This is a genomic window from Rosenbergiella metrosideri (assembly GCF_022602565.1).
GTDB lineage: Bacteria > Pseudomonadota > Gammaproteobacteria > Enterobacterales > Enterobacteriaceae > Rosenbergiella > Rosenbergiella metrosideri.
In genome coordinates, this window is the sequence record NZ_JALBCV010000003.1 from 1 (window position 1) to 1,173 (window position 1,173).

At 44.4% G+C, this 1,173-nt stretch carries 2 protein-coding genes; one reads left to right on the forward strand and one right to left on the reverse strand.

The features are described from left to right. Window positions 1–254: 254 nt before the first annotated feature. A complete protein-coding gene (locus MKR94_RS04505; RefSeq protein ID WP_241645633.1) occupies window positions 255–758 on the reverse strand; it encodes a hypothetical protein in 504 nt (167 codons plus the stop codon). 225 nt (window positions 759–983) lie between these two features. Here MKR94_RS04505 and MKR94_RS04510 point away from each other — a divergent pair. Further along, a partial coding sequence (locus MKR94_RS04510; RefSeq protein ID WP_241645635.1) for a pentapeptide repeat-containing protein occupies window positions 984–1,173 on the forward strand: 190 nt, incomplete at its 3' end.

Genomic DNA, 1,173 nt, shown 5'->3' on the forward strand with positions numbered 1-1,173 from the left:
CCGGCTGTTGTGGTGACTAAAGGGGGTCGCGCATCCTGAGCGGCATATAAGAGCAGGAACCAATTCTTGATGGCTGAATATTCGGGCATCGTAAATCAGTTTCAGTTAGTGCGAGGTAAGTATGAAGATATACACAGCATACTTTCATCCCAACGGGTTTTTCGTTAGCGCCGATTCAGACCAAGACTTTTGGGCCTTATTGAGTAAAAGCCTTGGTTGGGGAAAGTTTGTGAGAATAAGGGATTCTGAACAATTTAAAACAGGTTGTGGAGGGCTGTTTGAATTGCGTGAACTGCGTTCGGCAAATGAGAAACCCCCATATCCAATAATTTCAGGTTCAAATGTTTTATGGCATCTTCAGGAAGCTTGCGAAGTGTTGAAATCAGTGTCGCCTTCTCTTCTTCAGGGGCGTTAGACGAAGAGATAATAGACTCAAGTTTGTTGATGGTGTCACTATGAAGCCTAACATTTACGACATTTAGTATCGCGCCAAGACCACCATCGTTCCTGATGAAATCAATACCTTTGTTAGTTATTTTCATTAACTCTGGCGTTATTTCATATCCATGTGAGTATCGGTCTATTTTGCAGGCTAATAGTCCATGCTCAGCAAGGTACCTGAGATTGGCAACGTAATTAGCCATACCCCCGAAAGAGTTTTCAAAGTTATCACTTTCAGTATTGCTAATACCCTCTGGTGATGATTCATAAAGAGCTAGCAATAAATCACGCTGAACATTCCTATCAAACTTATCCATTGATGAACCTCAACACTGTAGGGGTGTTTAGATATTACACGAATCTCGCTGTAGGGGTATAGCAGATACGGGAGCCTGACCCGTCAAAAACAGGTTTAATGAATAACTAGCTACTCACTCCCTACCCTTACCAGACAAGGGTTAAGACAGAAAGTGAATAGCTTATTGAATAGATACAAGTCGCCTAGAGCGGCTTTTTTATTGCCTAAATTCAGGAGCAAATCAATGGATGCAGTACAGCTGAATAAGATTTTAGAAGCACATAAAGTATGGGTTGCGAGCGGATTCGGTTCTGGATCGAAAGCCAACCTGCGCGGTGCCGACCTGAGCAGTGCCAACCTGCGTAATGCCGACCTGCACGGTGCCGACCTGAGCAGTGCCAACCTGAGCGATGCCAACCTGCGCGGTGCCAACC

Excerpts from the sequence above, each read along its gene's own strand:
- MKR94_RS04505 (WP_241645633.1), bottom strand. The coding sequence starts at position 758 with ATGGATAAGTTTGATAGGAATGTTCAGCGTGATTTATTGCTAGCTCTT.